The sequence below is a fragment of the Xanthomonas sp. NCPPB 4037 genome (assembly GCF_041475695.2).
GTDB classification, from domain to species: domain Bacteria; phylum Pseudomonadota; class Gammaproteobacteria; order Xanthomonadales; family Xanthomonadaceae; genus Xanthomonas; species Xanthomonas campestris.
The window spans coordinates 261829-281015 of record NZ_CM191261.1; the positions used below are offsets into that span (position 1 = coordinate 261829).

12 protein-coding genes are annotated in these 19187 nt (G+C 69.2%); all 12 read left to right on the plus strand.

Going from position 1 to position 19187, the window contains the following annotated elements:
* Positions 1 to 93 precede the first annotated feature (93 nt).
* Positions 94 to 1497 carry a tetratricopeptide repeat protein gene (locus tag ACCQ01_RS01135; RefSeq protein ID WP_228433991.1) on the plus strand — a complete coding sequence of 468 codons (1404 nt, stop codon included), beginning with the start codon at positions 94 to 96 and terminating at the stop codon, positions 1495 to 1497.
* Between the two features lie 142 nt (positions 1498 to 1639).
* Positions 1640 to 3607: a type VI secretion system tip protein TssI/VgrG gene (gene tssI, locus ACCQ01_RS01140; protein ID WP_225042884.1), complete on the plus strand. Its 1968-nt coding sequence runs from the start codon at positions 1640 to 1642 to the stop codon at positions 3605 to 3607.
* Entirely contained in the window at positions 3604 to 4152 is a 549-nt protein-coding gene (locus tag ACCQ01_RS01145) for a DUF6931 family protein (protein ID WP_228433992.1), read from the plus strand. Before tssI ends, ACCQ01_RS01145 begins: the two co-directional genes overlap by 4 nt.
* Positions 4153 to 4210: 58 nt before the next feature.
* Entirely contained in the window at positions 4211 to 5521 is a 1311-nt protein-coding gene (gene tagH / locus ACCQ01_RS01150; RefSeq protein ID WP_228433993.1) for a type VI secretion system-associated FHA domain protein TagH, read from the plus strand.
* 459 nt (positions 5522 to 5980) lie between these two features.
* A complete protein-coding gene (gene tssK / locus ACCQ01_RS01155; RefSeq protein ID WP_228433994.1) occupies positions 5981 to 7315 on the plus strand; it encodes a type VI secretion system baseplate subunit TssK in 1335 nt (444 codons plus the stop codon).
* Between the two features lie 4 nt (positions 7316 to 7319).
* On the plus strand, positions 7320 to 8576 hold the full coding sequence (icmH, locus tag ACCQ01_RS01160) for a type IVB secretion system protein IcmH/DotU (RefSeq protein ID WP_228433995.1): 1257 nt from the start codon (positions 7320 to 7322) through the stop codon (positions 8574 to 8576).
* The gene (gene tssM / locus ACCQ01_RS01165; protein ID WP_228433996.1) at positions 8573 to 12103 is read left to right on the plus strand and encodes a type VI secretion system membrane subunit TssM; all 3531 of its coding nucleotides are present in this window, start codon (positions 8573 to 8575) and stop codon (positions 12101 to 12103) included. Before icmH ends, tssM begins: the two co-directional genes overlap by 4 nt.
* 1 nt (position 12104) lies before the next feature.
* On the plus strand, positions 12105 to 12674 hold the full coding sequence (gene tagF, locus ACCQ01_RS01170; protein WP_228433997.1) for a type VI secretion system-associated protein TagF: 570 nt from the start codon (positions 12105 to 12107) through the stop codon (positions 12672 to 12674).
* On the plus strand, positions 12671 to 13387 hold the full coding sequence (locus tag ACCQ01_RS01175; protein WP_114999489.1) for a PP2C family protein-serine/threonine phosphatase: 717 nt from the start codon (positions 12671 to 12673) through the stop codon (positions 13385 to 13387). The genes tagF and ACCQ01_RS01175 overlap by 4 nt, the downstream gene beginning before the upstream one ends.
* Before the next feature lie 4 nt (positions 13388 to 13391).
* Positions 13392 to 17075, plus strand: coding sequence for a bifunctional serine/threonine-protein kinase/formylglycine-generating enzyme family protein (locus ACCQ01_RS01180; RefSeq protein WP_228433998.1), 3684 nt, complete (start codon positions 13392 to 13394; stop codon positions 17073 to 17075).
* Positions 17072 to 17509, plus strand: a complete 438-nt coding sequence (locus ACCQ01_RS01185; RefSeq protein ID WP_042598655.1) for a hypothetical protein — start codon at positions 17072 to 17074, stop codon at positions 17507 to 17509. The genes ACCQ01_RS01180 and ACCQ01_RS01185 overlap by 4 nt, the downstream gene beginning before the upstream one ends.
* On the plus strand, positions 17506 to 19182 hold the full coding sequence (locus tag ACCQ01_RS01190; RefSeq protein WP_228433999.1) for a ShlB/FhaC/HecB family hemolysin secretion/activation protein: 1677 nt from the start codon (positions 17506 to 17508) through the stop codon (positions 19180 to 19182). The genes ACCQ01_RS01185 and ACCQ01_RS01190 overlap by 4 nt, the downstream gene beginning before the upstream one ends.
* Positions 19183 to 19187 lie beyond the last annotated feature (5 nt).

Sequence of the window (19187 nt, forward strand, 5' to 3'; positions counted from 1 at the left end):
TGCGCCATCCGCACCCAGTGATTTCATTCCGCCGTCTCCAGCACTGGCACCAGTGTCTGCAGCTCCTCCCGCTTTCCCGATCCGGAGATCCCAATGAGCACCGCCATCGCGCAGCCCGACCTGAGCCCATCGACCGCAGCGACCGCACCGCTGTCGCAACCGACCGCAGCGCCGGCAACGCCTCCGCAGCCGGCCACGTTGCAAGGCGCCATCACCGCACACCGTAGCGGCCGCCTGGAGCAGGCCGCGCGCCTGTATGCGCAGTTGCTGGAGATGCAACCCAGCCATGCCGATGCATTGCATTACCAGGGCGTGCTGCAGCATCAACGCGGCGATAGCGACGCGGCTGTCGCTTCGATCACGCAGGCACTGTTGCTGGCGCCTGCGCAACCCGATGCCTGCAACAACCTGGGCAACGTGCACCGCGAATGCGGACGCCTGGCCGAGGCCGAACAGAGCTATCGCCGTGCGCTGGCCCTGGCGCCAGCGCATGCGGATGCCTTGTCCAACCTGGCCGCGGTCCTGGAAGCGCAGCGCCGTGTCGAAGAAGCCTTCGTCACCTATGCCGCGCTATTGCACACCTATCCCGAGTCTGCCCATGGCCACTATCTGCTCGGGCTGTTCCTGCGCAACAACGCGCAGGAAGCCGAGCATCTGCAACAGTCCGTGGAGTGCCTGCGTCAGGCCTGCACGCTGGCGCCGGAGCACCTGCTCGCACGTGAGGCGCTGGGTACCGGCCTGTATCTGCTGGGCGAACATCAACAGGCGCAAGCGGTGTACCGCGAGTGGTTGCTGCGCGACCCGGGCAATGCGGTGGCCACGCATATGCTGGCCGCCTGCGGTGGCACCGCTGCGCCGCCACGCGCCGGCGATGTCTATGTTCGCGAGCTGTTTGACGGCTTTGCCGACAGCTTCGACGAGCAGTTGCTGCACAACCTGGACTACCGCGCGCCGCAACTATTGGCCGACGCGTTGACTGCCTGCCTACCGGTGCCCGATGGCCGCTTCGCGGTGCTGGATGCCGGCTGCGGCACCGGCCTGTGCGCGCCGTTGTTGCGTGCGCATGCGTGTGAACTGGTGGGTGTGGATTTGTCGCCGGGCATGATCGCCAAGGCACGCCTACGTGGCGGCTACGATGCACTCGAGGTGGCCGAACTCACTGCCTATCTGCAAACACAGCCAGCACGCTGGGACGTCATCGCCTCGGCCGATACGCTGGTGTACTTCGGCGCACTGCAGGGCGTGCTGGCGGCGGCCGCCAGCGCGCTGACGCCCGGGGGTGTGCTGGGCTTCACCGTAGAAGCATTGGAGGCCAGCGAAGACGATGTAACCCTGGATGCCAGCGGCCGCTATCGGCACAGCCATGCACACATCGTTGCAGCGTTGCAGCACGCGCAATTACAGACAGTGGCCATTGCCGCGCAGGTCTTGCGTAGCGAGCGCGGCCAGCCCGTACATGGCTGGGTGGTGACCGCGCGCGCGCCTGGCAACGCGTGAGACGAATTGTCGGCTTTCGCAGGCATACGCGTGTGAGCATGCGTTGCCGACGCTGAAAGATGCCGCAGCGTGCGCGTGACTCCGCGCTCGGCTGCGTCGGTCGACGCGCACCGCGTTGCCCTCACCCTCTGTGGATGCTTCGATGCCACGCACCATCACGCTGCACACCGACCTTGGCGAGCGCTTGCTGCTGCACCGCATGCAGGCCAGCGAAGCGTTGGGGCAGCTGTTCGATTACCGCATCGAGGCGCTGTGCAGCGATGCACGCCCGGACCTGCGTGCCTTGCTCGGCACGCCCGCGGCGGTGGAGCTGTCCGATGACGGCAACGTGCAGCGCTGGTATCACGGCATGGTGGCCAGCTGTGCGCAAAGTGGCTACACGGTGATCGACGGGCTCAGCTATGCGGCACTGGAACTGCAGTTGGTGCCCAAGCCCTGGCTGCTCACCCAGCGCCGCGACTGCCGTATCTACCAGGACATGAGCGTGCCGGACATCATCACCAGCGTGCTGGGCGATATCGGCTACGGCGATGTGCAGCGGCGGCTGAGCACGCCGTATCCGGCGCGTACCTACTGTGTGCAATACCGCGAGGACGACTTCAGCTTCATCAGCCGCCTGATGGAGCAGGAGGGCATCTATTACTACTTCACCCATGGCCGCACCGCGCACACGTTGGTGCTGGCCGATGCATTGGGCGCGCACGCCACCGTGCCGCCGGTGGCGAGCCTGCCGTATGTGCCGCCGGAACTGCAGAACCGCCGGTTGCAGCAGGCGGTGGTGAGCCAGTGGCGCAGTGCGCGCGCACTGCATACCACCGAGCACCAGCTCACCGATTACGACCCGCAGCTGCCGCGCGCCTCGCTGGCGGCCCAGGACCAGGCCGCCGGTACCGACCTGCATCCGGTGGATGCGCTGGTGGCGTTCGACTTCCCCGGCGCGCATCCGGTGCAGGGTGTCGGTGAGCGCTATGCCCAGGTGCGCCGCGAGGCGCACAACGTGCAGCGCGGCTGCCACGATGCGCAGACCAATGCCTGCGAATTGCCGGTGGGCGCGCTGTTCTCGCTGCGCGGCTTTCCCAACGAAGCCTACAACCAGGAATACCTGGTGGTGTCTGCCGAGACCAGCCTGGTGGCGCCGGAACATGCCGGCGACACGCCGCCGTTTTCCAGCCGCCTGCGCGTGATCGACAGCCGCCTGCCGTTCCGCAGCCTGCAACGCACGCCACGGCCGAGCATCGCCGGCCTGCAGACCGGTGTGGTCACTGGCGACACTGTCGAAGACATCGCGGTGGACGCGTACGGCCGCGTGCAGGTGACCTTTCATTGGTCCACCTCCGCACGCACGCACGGTGGGCCGTCGTGCTGGGTGCGGGTGGCCTCGATGTGGGCGGGCAAGGGCTGGGGCGCGATGAGCCTGCCGCGCGTGGGGCAGGAAGTGGTGGTGAGTTTTCTCGATGGCGACCCGGACCGCCCGCTGATCGTGGGCAGCGTCTACAACGCCGACCATGCACTGCCGTTTTCGCTGCCCGACAACAAGACCCAGAGCGGGATTCGTAGCCGCACCTTGCTGGGCGGCGCAGCGGATTTCAACGAACTGCGCTTCGACGACAAGGCCGGTGCCGAAGAGATCTACCAGCGTGCCCAGCGCGATCTGCGCGAAGAGATACAGCACGACCACACCGCCACCGTCGAGAACGACCAGGTGGTGACGGTCAAGCACGACCGGCGAGCGCGCATCGACAACAACGACAGCGTGGATGTCGGCAAGAAGCTGCTGCTGCAGGCCGGCGAAGAGATCGAGCTGGTCACGGGAAGCGCGCGCCTGCTGATGAAACAGAACGGCGACATTGTGCTGAGCGGCGTCAACATCCTCATCGACGCCACCGCCGAAGCCAAGACCACCGCGGCCACCATCAAGCAGGTGGCCAGCGCGCAATTGCAGGCCACCTCGCCGGCCACCGAGGTGGTGGGCGATGGCACGTTGAAGCTGTCGTCCGGCGGCATGCTCACTGCCGAGGCCGGTGCTTCGGCCACGCTGAAAGGCCCGCTGGTCAACATCAAGGCCGATGCCCTGGTGCAGGTCAGCGGCGGCCTGATCATGATCGGATGAGTACCCCCATGCCCTCGCTCGCGCAGGCCTGCGCACAGATGCAGCTGTCGCAGACGGCCTGCGCGCATCTGCGCACCCCGCTGGCGCCGCAGGCGGCGGTGAGTGCGCTGCTGGCGCACGGCCATGGCGACGATGCAATCAAGTTGCTGGCGCGGCTGTTGCCCAAGCGCTATGCGGTGGCCTGGGCGTGCCAGTGCGCGCGCACCGAAGCGCTGGATGACGAAGACCGTGCCGGCGCGGCGCTGGCGGAGAAATGGGTGCGCGAGCCGAGCGAGGCGCATCGCTGTGCGGCACAGGCGTTTGCGCATGCTGGCGGTTATGTCTCGCTGGGCGCATGGCTGGCCGCCGCGGTGGCGTGGTCTGGCGGTAGCCTGGCACCCCCGCAGCAAACCACCGCGGTGCCACCAGCCGAACATCTCACCGCACGCGCGGTGGCCGCGGCCATCACCTTGCTGGCCGCGCGCGAACCGGCCGCCATGCAGGCGCGCCGGGAGAGCTACGCGGCGCATGCGCTGCAGTTGCTGGCCGGCGCAGCGGCGTCATGAGCGTGCGTTGCTGCGGTAGCGCGCGTGTTGCCGATTCTTGTCTGGAGGAGGGTGTGTCGTGTCCAGTGTGCAGTTGATCCTCACCGTCAGCGGCGCGCAGGCCGCGCAATTCGGCGCGCAGGCGCAGAAGCGCTTTGCCGGCAGCGGTGGCAGCATTGGCCGCTCCGACGAGAGCGATTGGGTGCTGGCTGCGCCCGGCATCTCGCGCACCCACGCGGTGGTGCGTTTTCTCAACGGCATGTATTTCATCGAAGACCGCAGTACCAATGGCATCTCGCTCAATGGCACGCCATTGACGCGCGCAGAGCCGGCCGCGCTGGGTGATGGTGATTGCCTGCAACTGGACAGCTTCGAGATCCAGGTGCAGTTGCAGAGTGTCAGCCCTGTGGGTGCGGTGGCAGTGACGCCCGCGTTCGATCCCTTGTTGGATGCGATGGACGACCGCACCCAGATGGCACCGCCGCCCAGGCCGCTACAGGCTGCCGTGCCCAGTGCTGCATTTGATCTGCTGGATTTCGGCGCACCACCGGTCGGGCGCGCGCCGGTGGATGACGCGTTGGGCGATTTGCTATTGGATGCCACACCCCGGGAACTGGACCCACTGCGTTTGCTGGATCCGCTGCCGGTCGCGCCGGTCAGCCCCGCGCCGAGCACGTGGAATCACAGCAACGCCAACCAGGACCATTTCCGCCCGCCAAGCACTGGCGCAGCGCGTGCCACCTTGCCGGAAAACTGGGACATGACGTTGGGCGACTTCGCACCGGCAGCGGCAGTGGCGGCGCCGATGCCTGCGAGCCCTGGCGTGGTCAACGCACTGCCCAGCGCGACGCCAGCAATAGCGGGCCTGCCGCCGGAGCTGGACCGCATCTTCGCCATCGTGGTCGACGGCGTGATGGACGTGCTGCGTGCACGCGCCGAGATCAAGAACACGTTTCGTTTGCCGGTCACCGTGATCCAGCGCTCGGAGAACAACCCGCTCAAATTTGCGGCCACCGCCGAGGATGCGCTGCAGAAATTATTGGCACCGCCGAGCGCCTCCTTCCTGTCCGGCGTGCCCGCCTTCGAAGACGCCTTCGATGACATCCGCTGCCACCAGATGGCGATGCTGGCTGGCATGCGTGCGGCCTTCGACGCCATGCTCTTTCATTTCAGCCCGGACCGGCTGGAGCAGGAAGCCGACACGGGCGGCAAGCGATTGAGCTTCGGCGGCAAGGGCCGTTACTGGGAGCGTTATCGCGATCATTTCGAGCAACTGCGCGGCGACCCGGATGATTGCTTCCGACGCTTGTTTGGTGACGAATTTGCGCGCGCGTACGAGGCGCAGCTGGCGCGCCTGAAGTCGGCGCGGCGGCAGCCAACAGCACGCTAAGCGCGGCGCGATCTGGGAAGCGTAGGAGCGCGCTTGCGCGCGATGAAGCGTTCCCGGTAAAGCCTCATCGCGCGCAAGCGCGCTCCTACGACAGCCGGGCCGATTGTTCTTCTTAGGAGCGTGGTGTCCCCTAGCTGCGCACCCCAACAGGCCATGGACCAGCTCTGGTAGGAGCGCGCTCGCGCGCGATGAAGCGTCACCGTGGCACCTGCCCGCACGAAGCGCACGCCTGCAAAACGCACGAAGAAACAGCGCCATCCAGCCCGCAACACACCCCAACAATTCCCAATACCCCACTGAGACGTTTTGACGGGTGAGCGCCGCGGGCGCGCCGCAGAATCACGTCATCGACACGGTCCAGCGGACGTGTCCGTGCGGCGCAGGGGCGCCGACAGCACAGCATCGCGACGGCGCGCCATGGCCTGCAGCGGCGACCGGCTTCTTCAGAGCGAGTGGATCATGCAGAACAACAAGGTCGTCTGGAGCGAAGGGCTGTTTCTGCGCCCGCAGCATCTGCAGCAACAGGAGCGGTACCTGGAACGCTATGTCGATCTGCGTGCCGCGCGTCTGCGCCCGCATGCCTGGGGCGTGAGCGAGCTGGAATGGGAAACCGATCTGCTCGCGGTCGGCAAGCTGGGCCTGCGCCGTGCGCGCGGCGTGTTTGCCGATGGCACGCCGTTCGCGATGCCCGGCGATGATCCGCTGCCGGTGGCGCTGGACGTGGACCCGAATTGCCGTGACCAGATCGTGTATCTCACGGTGCCGTTGCGCGTGCCGGCGCAGCCGGAACTGGGGCGGCCGGAGTCGCCGGCCGATCAGTTGTTCCGCTACCGCGTGCGCGAGACCGAAACCGGCGATGCATCGGGCAGCACCAGCGAAGCGGTGCTGATGGAAGTCGGTGGCCTGAGCACGCGGCTGCTGCCGCAATCGCAACCATTGGAAGGATTGGACCGCATCGCGGTGGCGCGCATCATCGAATCACGCGCAGACCGCCAGGTGGTGCTGGACCCGCACTTCATTCCCAGCGCGATGGTGTGCCAGGCCTCCTCACGGCTGACCACCTTCCTCACCGAACTGCTCGGCCTGCTGCATCAGCGCGGCGAAGCCTTGGCCTCGCGGGTGACCTTGACCGACCGTGGTGGCGCGGCCGATATCGCCGATTTCCTGCTGCTGCAGCTGGTCAATCGCTGGCAGCCGCAGATGGCGCATTGGGCGAGCGCACCACTGGCGCATCCGGAAGACCTGTTCCGTGCGCTGGTTGCGCTGGCCGGTGAGCTCAGCACGTTCACCGCACCCGGCAAGCGGCCGCCGGCGTGGCCGGCGTATCGGCACGAGGCGCAGCAGGAGAGTTTTGAGCCGGTGATCGCCGCGCTGCGCAGCAGCTTGAGCGCAGTGTTCGAACAGACCGCCACGCCATTGCCGGTGCAGGCACGCAAGTTCGGTGTGTGGGTGGCGATGGTGCCCGACCCCGGCCTGCTGGACAGCGCAGCGTTCGTGCTCGCAGCCAAGGCCGACATGCCGGCCGAAGAGCTGCGCCGTCAGCTGCCTGCGCACGCCAAGATCGGCCCGGTGGAACAGATTCGCGACCTGGTGAATCTGCAATTGCCAGGCATCGTGGCCACGCCGATGCCGGTGGCGCCGCGGCAGATTCCGTATCACGCCGGCTACCTGTATTTCGAGTTCGACAAGAGCGCGCCGCTGTGGCGCAACTTGAAGACCTCCGGCGGGATCGCCTTCCATTTCGGCAGCGAATTTGCCGGGCTGGACCTGCAATTGTGGGCCATCCGGAGTTGAGCGCATGAGCCGTCCCGTTGCCGATTTCGACCCCGCCTACGTGGCCTCGCCCACACCGCCTGCAGACAGCGGCGTGGGCGAAGACACCGACATCAGTGAGCTGCTTGGGCGCAGCGTCAACCCGCTGGTGCAGGCCGCCACCCCCCTGTTGTTGCTGGCCGTGCAATTGCGCCACAGCGCGCAGCTGCCGGATGTGGCCCGCCTGCGCGAGCAGGTGATGGCGCAGGTGCGGCGCTTCGAACAACGCGCACGCGACGGCGGTGCGCCGGTGGAAGCGGTGACCGCGGCACGCTACGTGCTGTGCACCCTGCTCGACGAGGCGGTGCTCAACGCGCCGTGGGGCGAGCGCAGCGGTTGGTCGCAGAAAACCTTGCTGGTGGTGTTCCACAGCGAATCGTATGGCGGCGCCAAGTTCTTCCAGATTCTGGAGCGCTTGTGTGCGGATGTGGCGCGGCATCTGGACCTGATCGAACTGATGTACCTGTGCCTGGCGTTGGGGTTCGTGGGCCGGTATCAGATCGAAGCCGGCGGGCTGGCGCGCATCGGCGAGATCCAGGACGACCTGTACCGCCGCATCCGTGCCGAGCGCGGCGCCGCACCGGACATGCTGGCGCCGCATTGGCGCGGCGTGGAAGACCGCCGCCGGCTTGGCCGGTATCTGCCGGTGTGGGCGGCCGCGCTGCTGGGGCTGAGCGTGCTGGTGGTGGCGTTCGTGTGGTGTCAGGCGCGCTTGAACAGCCTGTCGGCACCGATCAGTGCGCAAGCCGCGCAATGGGGCCTGGCCCGTGCCACCCCGCCAGATGCCGCGCCGGTCGCGCCGCCGCGCCTGCGCCTGAAGCAATTGCTGGCCGTGCCCGAGCGGGCAGGGCTGCTGCGTGTAGAGGAACAGGCCGATGGCCAGGCCCGCGTGCAGCTGAGCAGCAACGCGATGTTTGCCTCCGGTGGCGTGGAGGTGGAGCCCACGCAGCGCGGTGTGATCGAACAGGTTGCCGCGGCGATCGATCAATTGCCCGGGCGGGTGATCGTGGTGGGCCACACCGACGACGTGCCGGTGCGCTCGTTGCGCTTTCAGGACAACTTCGCGTTGTCCGGCGCGCGCGCGCAGGCGGTGGCGCAGTTGCTGCAGACACATCTGGCCGTGCCTGGCCGGGTGGAATTCATTGGCGCCGGTGATTCGCAGCCGCTGGCGCAGCCGCCGCAGTTGCCGGCCAACCGCGCGCGCAATCGCCGCGTGGAGATCCTGTTCCAGCCTGGGGAATGACGATGAAGACGCTGCTGTCCAAACTGGGCGCGGGGCTGGTGGTGAGCGTGTTGGCGCTGGCGTTGCTGTCGCTGCTGGTGTGGGTGGGCGGGCCGTATCTGGCGGTGGCGGGCTGGAGCCCGCTGACTGGCGTGGCGGCGCGGTTGCTGGCGATCGTACTGCTGATTGCAGTGTGGGTGGGTGTGGTGCAACTGCGCCGCTGGCGTGGGCAGCGCCGCGCCGCCCAGTTGTCCAGCGCATTGGCCGGGCCCGGCCGCGACGACGACCGCGAATTGCGCAGCGGGCAGGAGCGTCTGCAGTTGCAGGCGCGCTTCCAGCAGGCCATCCAGTTGCTGCGCAAGCGTCGCGGCGGCGCCGATCTGTACAGCTTGCCGTGGTATGCGCTGATTGGCCCGCCGGGCTCGGGCAAGAGCACCTTGCTGCAGCATTCCGGGCTGCAGTTTCCGCTGGCCGCGCGCATGGGCGAGCAGGCACTGCGCGGCGTGGGCGGCACCCGCGATTGCGAGTGGTGGTTCACCGATGAAGCGGTGTTCCTGGACACCGCCGGGCGCTACACCACGCAGGATTCCGACCAGGCGGTGGACGCCGGCGCCTGGCGCGACTTCCTGCGCCTGCTGCGCCGCCATCGCCCGCGGCGCCCGCTCAACGGCGTGCTGGTGACGATGAGCATGTCCGACCTGCTGCTGCTCGACGATGCCGAGCGCGACACTCACATGCAGGCTATCCGCCGCCGTCTGGACGAACTGGCCGAACAGCTGCAGGCCAGCGTGCCGGTGTATCTGATCTTCACCAAGTGCGACCTGATCGGCGGCTTCGGCGAATTCTTCGATGACCTCAGCCCGGCGCAGCGCAGCCAGGTGTGGGGCGTGTCGTTCCCGCTGGCGCAAACGCTGGATGGCCGCGCGGCACGGCGCTTCGCCGAGGAATTCAACGTGCTGCAGCAGCACCTGAGCGCGCGCCTGTTCGACCGCCTGAACCTGGAACGCGACCGGCTGCGGCGGGCGGCGATCCTGTCGTTTCCGCAGCAGGTGGCGGCACTGGGCGAGCGCGCGCGGCAGTTTGTCGAAGGCACCTTCGCCGGCAATGCGTATGGACCGGCGCCGTTATTGCGCGGCGTGTATCTCACCTCGGGCACGCAGGAGGGCACACCGATCGATCGCATGATGGGCGCGGTGGCGCGCACGTTCGGTATCGAGGATGCGCGCGTGCATGCCCCCGGTGCGCAACGGCGCACGTTCTTTGTCGAACGCTTGCTGCGCGAGGTAGTGCTGCGCGAATCCGGCCTGGCCAATACGCCGCCGGCGCAGCAGCGGCGCATGGCCTGGCTGCAGGCTGCGGCCTACGCGGGCGTGGGGGTGCTCACCGCCGCGTTGCTGGCCGGGCTGGGCGCCAGCTACCTGGGCAACCGCGCCTATCTGGCGCAGGTGCGCAGCGCATTGGACGCACGCCCGGCCGTGGCCGACCCCAATACGGCCAGCAGCATGCCGGACTACGTGGCGCGCACGCTGCAGCAGGCCGATGCCACCCGTGCGGTGGTGCAGGTGGCACGTCAATACGATGCCGGCGCGCCGTGGTCGATGCGGCTGGGGTTGTTCCAGGGCCGCGTGCTCGGCGAGCACCTGCAGGCCGGGTATCTGCGCCAGCTCAATGCCACCTTGCTGCCGGCGTTGGCGGTGCGCTTCCGCACCGGCCTGGCCGACAACGCACAGGCCCCGCAGGCGCTGTACTACACCCTCAAGGGCTATCTGATGCTTGGCCAGCCGGAGCATCTGGATCCAGCCCAGCTCAGCGCGCTGGCCGCGATCGAGGCGCGTGCGTTGTTCCCGCGTGCACAGCCGCTGCAGGCTGCGTTCAACGCGCATCTGCAGGCGTTGCTGGACAGCCCCGGGCGTGTGCGTGCGTTGTCGCTGGATGGCGAGCGCATTGCGCAGGCACGGGCCAGCCTGCGCGCGGCCGATCTGGCCACGCTGATCTACGGCAACCTGCTGCTGACCCCGCCGGCAGGTGCGCCGTTGCGGTTGGACAAGGCGCTGGGCCTGCTCGCCGACACCTTCGTGCGGCGCAGTGGGACCGCGTTGTCCGCGCCGGTGCCGGCGCTGTACACCCAGCCGGTGTTCGCCGCCCTGCAGCGCGACGGCATTGGCCAGGCGGTGGAACGCTTCGGGCAGGACGATTGGGTGTTCGGCGGCGCACCGCTGGATGCGCTGGCCAAGGCCGGCCTGGCGCGCGAGGTCGGGCAACGCTACGAGGCCGATTACATCCGCCATTGGGACGCGCTGCTGGCCGATCTGCAACTGCGCCCGGCCGCCGATCTGGCCGCCGCCAGCGCCACCGCGGCAAAGCTCGCCGGCCCCAGTTCGCCGTTGCGGCTGTTGCTGGGCGTGGTGGGTGAGCACACCCAGGCGATGGACCGCGCGCCGCCGGCCGATGCCGCGCAGCGGGCCTTGGCGGCAGCAGAAAAAAAGGCCGGCGCCACCGCGCGTGCGGCCGCGGCCAAGCTGCCCGGCGGCGCGGCGATGAGCGCGGCGCTGGCCCGCAGCGCCGATCCCGCCGCAGCGGATGCACCGCCGCCCGGCACCGCCATCGCCGAGCACTTCGCCGCGCTCAATGCGCTGGCTGCCGGTGCACCGGGCAGCACGCCGCTGGACCAACTGCTCGGCGTGCTCGATCAACTCGGCAAGCAGCTGCTGGTGGTCTCGCAAGGCGGCGGCGATGCCGCGGCCGCCAGTGCGCAACTGGCGCTTGCCCGGCAACAGGTGGCGCAATTGCCGCCGCCGGTGACGCAGTGGTTGCAGAGCCTGGCCGGCAGTAGCGCCGCGTTGATGACGCAGGGCGCGCGCGCCGCGCTGGATGCGCAGGTGCGGCAATCGGTGGGCGAGGTGTGCAGCGATTTCGTGCGCGGGCGTTACCCGTTCGACCCGGCGGCGCAGGTGGAAATCCCGCTGCAGAATTTTGGCGAATTGTTCGGCACCGGTGGGCGCCTGGACGCGCTGTACACCGGCACCGTGCAGCCGCTGCTGGACACCCAGGCCGCGCAATGGCGCTGGAAGGAAGGCCCCGATGCGGTGGTCGGCGCGCCCGGGCTGCCGGCGCAGCTGCAGCTGGCGCAGCGCATCCGGCAAAAGTATTTCCGTGACGGGCCAACCCCGCAGGTGGGCTTCACCGTGTTGGCGCCCACGCTGGGCGAGGGCGTCACCCGGCTCACCCTGGACATCGAAGGCCAGCGCTACGACTACCAGGCCGGCGCGGCGCAAAGCATGCCGATGATCTGGCCCGGCCCGGTGCCCGGGCATGTTTCCATTGCCGCCTTCGGTGCCGACGGCGTGGCACTGGGCACGCTCGATTACCAGGGCGAATGGGCGTTGTTCCGCGCCTTGCAGGCCGGGCATCTGGAAAACCCCTCGGATTTGCGCTTTGTCGCCAGCTTCGCGCTGGGCGGCCACGACGTGCAGGTGCCGCTGCGCGCGGGCAACCTGCGCCACCCGTTTCTGGACAGCGACGTCCAGCGCTTTGCGTGTGGTGGCTGAGATGACCACCACCGCACCGGCCGGGTTCCACGGCAAGCTGCCCGGCGTGGGCGATTTCGTGCAGCGCCGCCTGCCAGCCAGCTTCGTGCTGCCGTGGGACGCGCACTTTGCCGCCTGCCTGGACGCCGTGCGCCAGCAGCTGGGCGAACGCTGGCCCGCCGCCTACCGCAGCAGCGCCGTGCGTGCGTTCGCGCTGGGGCCGGGCGTGTGCGGCAACGCGGCCTGGGCCGGGGTGATCGGCCCGGGCGAAGACCGCGTGGGGCGCTGCTTCCCGCTCACCCTGGCCGCGCCGCTCGGCGACGGCCAGCTGCCGGCCAATGCCTGGTTCGCCGCCTTGGCCGGTTGCCTGGGGCGCGCGCTGCGGGCGCGGGCCGATGCGGTGGCGCTGGATACCGCGCTGCTGGCCCTGCCAGTGGCCGGCCACGCGGCCGCCACGCCCGCACCGCCGGCAGGCCAGTCGCTGTGGTGGCCGCTGGGCGGTAGCGCCACGCCGCTGCCCGGTCTACCGGACGCCGACTGCTACCTGGCCTGGTTGCTGGCCGATCAGGACATCACCGAGGTGACCCGATGAGCGCGCCCTACCAATCGGCCGGGCATACCGAAACCGGCAAGGTGCGCCGCCTCAACGAAGACGCGCTGCTGGTGCGCGAAGACGCCGGGTTGTGGGTGGTGGCCGACGGCCTGGGCGGGCACAGTGCCGGCGACTACGCCAGCCAGTTGTTGGTGGAGCGGCTGGGCGCGCTGGAGCGCCCGGCCGACCTGTGCGATTTCCTCGACGCCATCGACGACACCCTGGCGCAGATCAACCACGATCTGCTGCAGGTCGCGCGCATCCGCCGCGTGGACATGATCGCCACCACCGTGGTGGTGCTGGTGCACGACCCGGATTTCATGCTGTGCGGCTGGGTCGGCGACAGCCGCATCTACGCCCAGCACGGCGGCGCGCTGCGCCAGCTCACCCGCGACCACGTGCACGGCGTGCGCGACGACATCACCCAGTTCGGCGGCGGCCAGGCCAGTGCCGTCGCCGCCGGCGCGCTCACCCGCGCAGTGGGCGCGCAGGAACCGTTGTTCGTCGATTGGGTGCTGACCCCGAGCCTGCCGGGCACGCAGTTCCTGCTGTGCAGCGACGGCATCAACAAGGAAATCCCCGACCCGGAGCTAGATGCCGAATGCCATCGCTTCGGGGAGCCACGCGCGCTGCTGGCGCGCCTGTTCGATCTGGCGATGGGGAGGGCGGCGCGCGACAACGTCACCGCCGTCGTCGTCCGCCTGCAGGAGTGACCGCATGCATGAAGACACCGCCACCGTGACCGAACTCGTCACCGCCATGCGCAGCGGCGCACTCGACCTGCCCGCCGTGCTGGCCGCACTCGGCAAGCGCCAGGCCCTGCCCGAGGCCGAATACCGCGCCGGGGTGGAAACGCTGTGGAGCCTGCAGCGCGAACACCTGCTCGACACCACCACCGTCACCACCCTGGTCAGCCGCCTGGAAGCCCTGCGCGATGCCGCACCGGCACCGGCACCGGCAGCGATCGCCACAACGCCGCCCACCGCAGCCCCCACACCCGCAGACGACGACGCCACCGTGGTGATGCCGCTGCGCGCCGCGCCGCGGGTGCAGGACGACGACATCACCCGCGTGCAGCCGGCACTGCCGCTGCCGAATGAGGTGCCCAGCCTCACCAGCCTGGGCATCGGCACCCAGACCGGCGTGGGCACGCAGACCGGCACCGGCACCGCCGGCACGGCCAGCCTGTCCAGCTGGCGCGCATTGGCCGATGCCGCCGGTGGCGAGCACGCCGGCGTCGGCAGCCTGCTCAAGGGGCGCTTTTTGCTGGAACGCGAACTCGGCCGCGGCGGCATGGGCGTGGTGTATCTGGCCCGCGACGAACGCAAGGTGGAAGCACGCGACCGCGATCCCTGGCTGGCAGTGAAAGTGCTCAGCGACGAATTCCGCCGCCATCCCGATGCCTTGGTCGCCTTGCAGCGCGAAGCGCGGCGCTCGCAGAAACTGGCGCACGACCACATCGTGCGCGTGTACGACTTCGACAAGGACCGCACGCTGGTCTTCATGACCATGGAGTACATCGACGGCTGCGATCTGAAAACCCTGATCCGCGAGCAGGCCTTCAACGGCATGCCGCTGAAACAGGCCTGGCCCTTGATCGACGGCATGGGCCGCGCCTTGATCCGCGCGCACGCCGCCGGCGTGGTGCATTCGGATTTCAAGCCCGGCAACGTCATGGTCACCCGCGAGGGCGTGGCCAAGGTGTTCGACTTCGGCATCGCGCGCGCCGGCAAGCACGCCGCCGATGTCGCCGGCGAACAGACCGTGTTCGACGCCGCCACGCTGGGCGCGCTCACGCCGGCCTATGCCAGCCTTGAAATGATCCGTGGGCAAGACCCCACCCCGGCCGACGATCTGTATGCGCTGGGTTGCGTGTGTTTCGAACTGCTCACCGGCAAGCACCCGTTCGACAAGCTCAGTGCCGAAGTGGCCCTGCGCGAGGGCCGCCGCCCGCCGCCGGTGCCCGGCCTGACCCGCCGCCAGTACGCCACCTTGTGCGCGGCAGTGGCCTTCCCCGCAGCACAGCGTCTCAAGCGTGTGGACCAGTTGCTCGATGGCCTGCGCCAGGTGCCGCTGCGCGAACGCGCGCTGCCGGTGCTGGGCTATGGCGCCACCGCGTTGGTGCTGCTGGGCCTGGGCGGGTGGGGGGCGTCGCGCTATCTGCATCAGCGCCAGTTGGACGAGGTGATTGCGCGCTTCGGTGCGCAGGATCCGCAGCGCTATCGCAACGAAACCGAGGCCATGCAGGCGCTGTCCAGCCTCAGTGCCGACGACCGCCGCCGCGTGCTGATGGACCGCAGCGATCTGATCGAGGATTTCCTGCTGCGCCGCCTGGATGCGCTGTGGAATCCGGCCAACGGCCACGACGATTATCGCGGCGCGCTGCAGGTGTTTGCGCTGCGCGACCGGCTGCGCCTGTATTCGCCAGCGCTGGATGCGCGCCGCCAGACCATGGAGCGCGAAAAGAACGAACGCCTCAACGCGCTCGACACCACGCTCAACCGTCAGCTCGACGCCGGGTTGCTGTTCCGCAGCCAGGCCGACAATGCATTAGCCACGCTGGACCAGGTGCGCCGCATCGACCCCGGCAGCAGCCTGCTGCGGCATTCCACGCTGGAAGTGCGCCTGGATGCGGCCATCGCACAGGCCGTGGCCGCCGGCCGGCTGGCCACTGCGCGCACCGAGCTGGAACAGGCGCGCGCGGTGTTTCCCGAATCGTTGCGGCTGCAGCTGCGAAGCGCCGAGGTGGACGTGGCCGAGCAGCAGGCCAAGCGCACCGCGGTGGCCGCATTGCCGCGCGATGCGGCTGCTGCCCGCCAGGCGCTGGCTGCTGATCTTGCGCAGCCTGCCGTTGACCCCGCCTGGCGCGCACGCGTGGACGCAGCGTTGCGTGCCTTGCCCACCGCCGAGCGCAGCACCCAGGGCACGGCCGTGGCCGCGGCCATCGCCGGTGTCGTCGCGCCACAGAACGACCCGGCGCAACTGCCCGGCGCGCAGGCGCTGGTGGATTTCGGCCTGGGCCTGCAACCGCAGTCGGCCGAGTTGCTTGCCCAGCGCGCGCGCCTGCAGACGCTGCGCCAGCAGATGGACCAGGCACTGGCCCGCGAAAGCGCCGAGGCCGATGTGGCCGGCAGCATCGAGTCGCTGCGCCGCGCCGCGGCCGCCAACGATCTGGGCAAGACCGGCGACGCGCTGGCACGCATCCGCACGCTGCAACCTGAGCATCCGTTGCTGCGCAGCGAAGGCCCGCAACTGCTGTCGCAGGTGTACCGCACCACCGCCGCCGACGCCTTCGCGCAGGGCCGCTATGCACAGGCGGCCGAACTGCTGGCCCAGGGCGTGCAGACGCTTGGCCAGCGCGCGGAACTGCGCAGCGCGCAGGCGCGTTATGCGGTGGTCGCCGCGGTGATGCGCGCCGGCACCGTGCCGGCCGCCGAGCGCCAGCCACTGGGCCAGCGCCTGCAGGCCCTGTACCGCACCGACGCCACCGCAATGACCCAACTGGAAGCCCAGCTCAAGGCCGCCGGCCAACTGCCCGAAGGCACGCTCGCAGCCCGGCTGCAGCGTGCGCCGGCCGGCGATGCGCCGGCGTCGGACAGCGTGGCACCCAGCGCCGCTGCCGACACCCCGGCCGCGGGCGCCAAGCCCGCACGCGGCAAGGCCACCACCGGCAAGCCCGGCGCAGCCAGCACAGCGCCGGCGCGCCCGGCGGCGCCACTGCCCACCAGCGTGGACGATGAGGCCGGCCTGCCGCCGGTCCCCACCGGCCCGGACCCGTGCGGCGCCACCGGGCTGGCGGGGCGGGGCGCGGCCTGTTTCGACACCCTGGGCGACACCCGCGGCCCGATGCTGGTGGTGATCCCCGGCCTGCCCGGCGGCACCCCATACGCGCTGTCGCGCGGGGAAGTGGCGGTGGCCGACTTCAATCTGTTCTGCCAGGCCACCGGCCGCTGCACCGCACAGGCGGCCGCCACGCCCGAGCTGGCGCGTGCACCGGTACGCAACATCAGCCTGACCCAGGCGCGCGCCTACCTGCGCTGGCTTACCATCGGCAGCGGCGGCTGGCGTTACCGCCTGCCCAGCGACGCCGAGTGGCTGCACGCCGCGCAGGCCGCAGCCAACTGGCGGCAGGCCGAAGACAGCAACTGCGTGCCACCCACCGCCACCGCCGGCGACGGCCCGCGCGCGCCGGTGTCGGCCCGCGGGCGCGAACCCAACCCCTGGGGCCTGATCAATCTCACCGGCAACGTCTGGGAATGGGTCAGTTCCGGCGGCGGCGTGCAGGCGCGCGGCGGCAGCTTCGCCAGTTACTGGTCGGACTGCACCGTGCAGGCCAGCCGCGCCGACAATGGCTCCGCGCAACCGGACGTGGGCTTGCGCGTATTGCGGGAGCTGCCATGAGCACCGCCCCGCACCCGGCCAACGCGCAGTTGCAGGCGCTGGCGCAGGCGCATCAGCACGGCCAGCTGGACCGCGCGCAGTACCGCGCCCGGCGCCGCAGCGTGCTGGACGCCGCCCGCCAGGCCCAGGGCGTGACCCTGCGCAACGCCCTGCCCACTGCCGCCGGAGGCCAGTCGAGCCTGCCAGAGGAGCGGGCCCGGCAGCGCAAATGGGGTCGCCGGCTGATCGCAATCTTCGTAAGTGTGATTTTCATCACGCTAATATTGCTAATATTCCGTAAATGTACGTCGGGGTTCGATCCGCGTTCAGCAAGTGATGCGGTCAGCTGTGCCAATTGCCGCGTCACCGCCCCTGTGCGGACGACCAGCGCCACCGGGCACGTCGGCCTCGCTCCACAACGGATTGTCTTAGGGGAAATGGACGAATGCGTATGACGTGTCTGGCCGCGGCGGTGTCCGCGTGCCTCGTGCTGGCCGTGCCTGCCTGGGCGCAGACGGCAACCGATGCCACGGTGGCGGCGCGCGCTGCGGCGCTGCCGGCGGTGAAGGATCGGAGCGACAGCACCCTCACCCTGCCGGTCCGTGGCTTTCGCGTGCAGGGCGTGGGCACCTATCCCGATGCCGGCATCGACCCCGCGCGCGTGCAGGCCGTGGCCGACGCCGCCTTCGCCGAACTTGCGCAGGGCCAGCCGGTGGTGGCGCTGCGCTTCGATCAGCTGCAGGCGGTGGCCGACACCATCACCCGCACCTATCGCACTGCCGGCTTCATCGTCAGCACCGCCTACCTGCCGGCGCAGACGCCCGGGCCGGAGCAACTCGTCGAGATCCGCATGCTCGAAGGCCGTATCGGCCAGGTCAGCGTGCAGGGCGCCGCGCGCTACCGCGGCACCGCGCTGGCCGCGCCGCTGCGGCAGTTGCAGGGCCGCCCGCTGCGCAAGCAGGACGTGGACACCGCGCTGCTGTATGCGCGCGATCTGCCCGGGGTTTCAGTGTCCTCGGTGTTGCAGCCGGGCCAGAACGCCGGCGAAACCGACGTAGTGCTGGTCGCCAGCGAAGCCGCGCGGCCGTATGTCATCAGCCTGGGCGGCAACAACTACGGCACCGAACTAACCGGGCGCTATCGCGCACAAGCCGGCATCACCTGGAACAGCCCGTTCGGCGTGGGCGATGTGTTCGCCGCCAACTACGCCTATTCGCTGTCGCCACGGCAGAGCCAGATCGGCGCGCTGTCCTATGCCTTGCCGGTGTCGCAGGTTTCGGGCCTGAGCGCGGTGGTCGGCGCCAGCCGCAGCGAACTGGAAGTGCGCAACGGCGTGTTCGCACTGCTCGGCCTCAGGGGTCCGACGTCGGTGGTCTACGCGGGCGCAGACTGGAAATTCGTCAACCGCGAATTGCTGCAGGTGCAGGGCTCGGCGCGCTATCTGCAGGAGCAATCGCGGCTGGAGGCGTTGGGCATGCAGTTGTCCGACCAGAGATTCGATGTGGTGGAGCTGGGTGCCTCGGTGCGCCGCACCGATCTGCGTTGGCGCGGCGTGGACTTGTTGCAGGTCAGCGCACGCCAATCGGTGCGTGATCGCTCGGCGGCGCTGGATCAGGTCAGCCCTGGCCGCGACAGCTATTTCACCGTGGCGCGGCTGGCGTACACGCGCCTGCAATACCTCACCCGCACCCAGCGCCTGTATTTCAAGTTCAACGGCCAATACAGCAACGACACGCTGACCCCGATGGAGCAGTTCGCCGTCGGTGGCCCCGACAGCGTGCGTGCCTATCCGGTGTCCGATGCATTGGGCGATCGCGGGTATTACACCGCGCTGGAATACCACGTCGATGCGCCCGGATTTGCCGATGCCGCCTCGCCGTTCAATGGCCGCCCCTGGCGCGAACTGCTGGAATTCGATGTGTTCGCCGATCACGCCCGCGTGTTTGCGTCCAACGGCAGGAGCGCCCCGGTCAGCTTCGATGCGGCCGGCCTCGGCGCCACCTTCCGACTGCCGCAGTTTGCCAATTTCGAATGGCGCATCAGCGCTGCCTTGCCGACCGGAAGCCACCTGGCCTCCGATGGTCGCGACGATGTCCGTTACTACACGCGGTTCGGCTTCACTTTCTGAGGGTT

Excerpts from the sequence above, each read along its gene's own strand:
- tssI (WP_225042884.1), top strand. The coding sequence starts at position 1,640 with ATGCCACGCACCATCACGCTGCACACCGACCTTGGCGAGCGCTTGCTG.
- icmH (WP_228433995.1), top strand. The coding sequence starts at position 7,320 with ATGAGCCGTCCCGTTGCCGATTTCGACCCCGCCTACGTGGCCTCGCCC.
- tagF (WP_228433997.1), top strand. The coding sequence starts at position 12,105 with ATGACCACCACCGCACCGGCCGGGTTCCACGGCAAGCTGCCCGGCGTG.
- tssM (WP_228433996.1), top strand. The coding sequence starts at position 8,573 with ATGACGATGAAGACGCTGCTGTCCAAACTGGGCGCGGGGCTGGTGGTG.
- ACCQ01_RS01175 (WP_114999489.1), top strand. The coding sequence starts at position 12,671 with ATGAGCGCGCCCTACCAATCGGCCGGGCATACCGAAACCGGCAAGGTG.
- tssK (WP_228433994.1), top strand. The coding sequence starts at position 5,981 with ATGCAGAACAACAAGGTCGTCTGGAGCGAAGGGCTGTTTCTGCGCCCG.
- ACCQ01_RS01190 (WP_228433999.1), top strand. The coding sequence starts at position 17,506 with ATGACGTGTCTGGCCGCGGCGGTGTCCGCGTGCCTCGTGCTGGCCGTG.
- ACCQ01_RS01135 (WP_228433991.1), top strand. The coding sequence starts at position 94 with ATGAGCACCGCCATCGCGCAGCCCGACCTGAGCCCATCGACCGCAGCG.
- ACCQ01_RS01180 (WP_228433998.1), top strand. The coding sequence starts at position 13,392 with ATGCATGAAGACACCGCCACCGTGACCGAACTCGTCACCGCCATGCGC.
- ACCQ01_RS01145 (WP_228433992.1), top strand. The coding sequence starts at position 3,604 with ATGAGTACCCCCATGCCCTCGCTCGCGCAGGCCTGCGCACAGATGCAG.
- ACCQ01_RS01185 (WP_042598655.1), top strand. The coding sequence starts at position 17,072 with ATGAGCACCGCCCCGCACCCGGCCAACGCGCAGTTGCAGGCGCTGGCG.